Here is a 4,534-nt window from a genome sequence, read left to right as displayed (position 1 = left end):
ACCTCGACAAAAAGCTCATGCGCTATATCCGTCAATACAACAAGCAGGCTGCCCCGTTGAAATGGAAGTATTCCGATCCAGCTCGACGCATCCGGTGCAATTCATCCGGTTCAATGGACTAGTCAGTCGTTCCGGGCAGAGTGTTCGTCTTCCGATGGAAAAGCCACGCTAGCAGAATTAACGGACAGCATTAGCACTTCAATGGACGCCGCTAGCAGAATTAACAATCTTCAACATCTCCTCCCATCGTTAGGCCACAGAGGATTTCGGCAGCCAGAAAGCCTTTGTCGAATACCGGCTCCTGCGTTTCGATCAGATAGGTAAGGTGGGCTGAGAGCATCGCGCCGAAAAGCTAACATCCCGGCGCCCCGTTTACAACCTCTTCCTGCTCCGCAAATGAAAATGCCGTTCAGTGTTAACTGAACGGCATTAGCCTTTATGGCGGGCTTTTTTTAGAGGAGACATTTTGGAATTCACTCGGATCTGCTTCTATAGCGAATAGCCCCGAAAGGTGTCGCCTCTGTCTTACCACTCCACTCAATCAGCTGGCGAGAACGGCCTTCACGAGTTGATTACGTTACTCCGGCGGCATGTCTTCAAAGAACTCATCGTTTTCCGTCCGTATTAAGCGCCCATGCGGCCATTCCCCACTTGTTACTTTGTAGGATATTTCCTTGCGCAGCAAATCCAGTACTACTCTCGCGCCGAGGGAAAGAGGGCGTACGTTTGAATAGCAAACGGTAACCTGCCAGCTCAGCGTGGGATTGAGGATGGGCAAAGCAATGACGTCCCCAGAGCGAACAGCGTGCGAAGCCGACTCTCGTGGGAGTATGGTGATCCCGATGCCACTGGACGCGAGCTCTATCATCAACGACGCGGAGTCGATCTCCATTACTTCTACATGGCTCAGATGGAGGCTGTCTACTAATTCGCGTAGGATATGAGGTCGGTGTGGAAGGATAAGGGGCGTTGCCCCCAAGTCCCTTGCCTCGATGAAGGCTTGGCTACGGCGCGTCTTCTCCGGCTTGCAAATCGCAAATAGGTTCTCCATCAGGAGTGGCTTGCTAGTAAGAATCTTTGAGGTACGTGGCTCAAACAAGATGGCGATATCCAGACTCCCACTAATTAACCACTCGTGAAGCAGGCCGCTAAATCCTTCAACAAATCGGACCGATAGCCCCGGGTATGCATCTCGCGCTGCGGCCAAGAGACGAGGGGTGGCAAACCGCGATGCTGGCACCGGAAGCCCAACGCTCACAGAGCCCATCACGGCTAACTGGGCGCCCTTAGCCGGGGTGAAATCCTGCTTCAGTTGCTCGAAGTTGCTGAGAACCTCGCGGCATCGGTTGAAGAACGCAAGGCCTTCATTTGTCAGTTCAACCCCATGCGTTTGGCGCTGAAACAGCTTCATCTTCAGCTCTTCCTCCAGCAGGCGCATCTGTCGGCTGAGCGCGGGCTGACTGATGTGTAGAAACGCGGCCGCTCGGGTAAAGCTGCGAAGCTCCGCGATGTGCGCGAAGGCACGTATCTGTTTCAAATCCACCGCGTCTCCTATGATTTGGCGCTATTAATTGAGCTATAACCCCGACGTATACCACGTGGGCATCAATTCTATTTGCTCGATCGACTAATAAGACGTAACGTGGACATTAGACGTAGGGACTTGGCAAGGGGATGAGTAGGGGCCTGTGACAGATCGGGCGCGACAAGTCGGCGGTCGTGACGCAGTTGGAACGGAGCACTGTGACCCAACGATATCTGTGAAAGCGAGCGTGCCGTAGCTAGGGTCTCGCCATCGTCGTCTCGATCCTTGCAGCGAAATATTCATAGCTGATTAATATACCAAACGTATTCGATACTAGGGTACGTCTTTCATAAAATACCAACCGAGGTACGCGCGAGGACGGGGCAACCCGTTTCCGAAGGGATGACCTCATGTGGAGTCTATATGTTTGCAGGTTCAAGAAGGGCCCGGGAGGCCGATGTGATCGTCGTGGGTTCAGGGGCGGCTGGTCTGACGGCTGCTATCTTGGCCCACGATCACGGAGCCAATGTAGCGATTGTCGAGCGAAGTCCATATGTGGGCGGTACTTCAGCCGTTTCGGGAGGGGGGATTTGGATTCCGACGAATTCGCATATGCACGAAGTCGGCGTGGCCGATTCCCGCGATGAGGCATTTGCCTACTGCAAAAGCCTCACCATGGAGCGTGTTGAACACGCGTTGCTGGAGACATTCGTCGACACAGCCCCAACGATGATCCGATACCTCGAAGACAAGACTGACCTCAGATTCACGGCGCTCTCAACGCCGGACTATCATCCCGAAGTCTACGGGGCTAGGGGCGGCGGGCGCTCGCTCGAGCCAGTTCCGTTCGACGCGAGAACACTCGGTGACTGGCAATCTAGGATCCGAGTACCCAATGCGCTGTCGTTTCCGGTTACGTTGCAGGAAGCATTTGTGACCTATCAGGCATTCTACCGTCCTTGGAAGGTTCCACAGGATCTAGTCGTGAAGAGAATGGCGAACGGCTTGGTCACGATGGGGCAGGCACTCGTCGCTGGTCTCTTGAAAGCTGTCCTTGACCGTAGGATTCCTATTCTATTGAATTCACGCGCGAACGCCTTGCTGAGAGATGGCGGTAGGATTGTCGGCATACGGTCCGTTTTGAATGGTCAGCGCGTTGAGATGCGCGCCAGAGCCGTGATTCTTGCTTCTGGAGGATTCGAATGGAATGAGGATCTGAAAGCAAAATTTTTGAGTGGCCCCATTCCAGCTCCCAATAGCCCTCCAATTAATGAGGGTGATGGCCTTCTGATGGCGATGGAGGTCGGGGCTGATCTCGCTAATTTGAGTGAGGTGTGGCACTACCCATCCGTCGCAATTCCGGGCGAGACCTACGAAGGGCGCGAGATGGTGCGGGGGATTAAAGCTGAGCGTAGCGGCCCACACATAATTTGGGTAAACGGACAGGGAAAACGCTTCGTCAACGAAGCCTCAAGCTATAACGCCGTCGGAAAAATATTCTTTTCACCGGATACGTCCTTGCCGGCCTATCGCAATCTGCCGGCATGGGCCATCTTCGATTCCCAGTATCGAGCAAAGTATGTCGTTGGCACCACCATGCCAGAGGATCCGGATCCAGAATGGCTCTCGAAGGCAGAAACCCTTGAGGAATTAGCCAACAAGGTTGGCATCCACCCCGACGGGTTGGCGGACACGGTGCGACGGTGGAATATGTTCGTAGCAGAGGGAAAGGACCGCGAATTCGGAAAAGGAGACAGCGCGTTCGATCGTTTCCAAGGCGACCATGAAGCATCGCACCCGAATCTTGGCACCATTGAGAGGGGGCCGTTTTATGCTCTTCCGATCCAACCCGGTGCGCTCGGTACTAAGGGAGGTCCACGCACAGATTGCAGAGCGCAGGTTCTAAGCGTTCGAGGCGAGCCGATATGCGGTCTTTACGCCGCAGGTAATGTCGCAGCAAGCATCGCGGGCCCTGCTTATTTTGGTGTTGGCGGTACCCTTGGTCCAGCAATGACTTGGGGATACCTCGCCGGGCTCAACGCCGCTAAGGAAACTTGATGGCCTCAACGGCGAGGCGACAGGGCAGCAAAAGGCACGCTATTCACCACGGGAACGCCCATGGATTCTCGAGGGAGATTCGTCGCGATCGAGCCATCATCGTGCTCGGGAAGAGGCTGCCTTGAGCGTCGAACGCCTAGGAGACGATTTCCCAGCCTTCGGGAATACCTAACGGCATACGGTGTATTGATCGTTGGTATCGGCGCAGAGTCCTGTGAGGCGGTCTGTAGTCCTGGTCCGGTTCGACGGCGCTAGCCAAGAGCCGACCGCGGGCCCGAGCAGCAAGCTCATGCTGCCAGCGCATGTGGAACTGGCGTTAAGGTGATCTTCAGGGGCTGCCGAAGGGGGGCAGGCAGCCTCGCGTGAGCGTGTCCAGAGCGCGGATATTGCGTTGGGACAGGTCCGACGCTCAATCATAGAGACGCCGGCTCCGGTTTCATCAACCAGCAGAGGCGCAGCGCGCCGCCGCGATCATTCCAACTTCCAGCAGACCCGCCTTCTAACGCAAGCGCGCCTCGCCATCAGAGCGATGGCGCTGTTCAAATGGACAACTTCAATTCGATTATGCGAATAGTCGACTCAAGGGAAATACTTGCGTCGTCGATCATTGCGTCCTCGATGCAGTGTTCTGAGCGTTGCAGTTCCTTGGGAGTGCAGGCGCCCGCCGCTTTCCAAGATCGGGTGCGTCTTCGCGAACACCGCTAGCGAAGTCCCAATAGCGCACGATCTCCTCGCCCGGCCTAGCAGGCTGCGGAAATACACCCTCGAGAAACAACATTCCTTGCTGTGCGCGGCTACGGCCGCAACTTTTTTGCATTGCGAAATTTGAACGCGAATCCAGCTTCTTGTTCGACAGTTTGAGGCCTGTTTTTCGCCTCATTACCGTGATTGCCGCCACTACGGGCGGACCTGTCCTAGCGAACGCATGCGCACAAGGTTGTAGGCGGCCAT

Annotated in this window: 2 protein-coding genes and 1 pseudogene; 2 read left to right on the top strand and 1 reads right to left on the bottom strand. The window is 55.3% G+C overall.

Annotated elements, in window-relative coordinates; translation table 11 throughout:
* A pseudogene (locus tag FVF58_RS54070) lies at positions 1-122 on the top strand (IS630 family transposase); the annotation flags it as partial.
* Positions 123-577: 455 nt separating this feature from the next.
* Here the strand turns inward: FVF58_RS54070 and FVF58_RS50655 are convergent.
* Positions 578-1,543 (bottom strand): LysR family transcriptional regulator, encoded by a 966-nt coding sequence (locus tag FVF58_RS50655; protein WP_149676938.1) that lies wholly within the window; start codon positions 1,541-1,543, stop codon positions 578-580.
* 405 nt (positions 1,544-1,948) lie between these two features.
* On the opposite strand from FVF58_RS50655, the gene FVF58_RS50650 reads away from it, so the two are divergent.
* Positions 1,949-3,583: an FAD-dependent oxidoreductase gene (locus FVF58_RS50650; protein WP_188131236.1), complete on the top strand. Its 1,635-nt coding sequence runs from the start codon at positions 1,949-1,951 to the stop codon at positions 3,581-3,583.
* The last annotated feature ends 951 nt before the right edge of the window (positions 3,584-4,534 follow it).

The organism is Paraburkholderia panacisoli (genome assembly GCF_008369935.1).
Classification (GTDB): Bacteria; Pseudomonadota; Gammaproteobacteria; order Burkholderiales; family Burkholderiaceae; genus Paraburkholderia; species Paraburkholderia panacisoli.
This window is presented reverse-complemented; position numbering and strand designations above follow the sequence as displayed.

Bases quoted from the DNA above. Each gene is read 5' to 3' on its own strand.
- FVF58_RS50650 (WP_188131236.1), top strand. From the start codon at position 1,949: ATGTTTGCAGGTTCAAGAAGGGCCCGGGAGGCCGATGTGATCGTCGTG.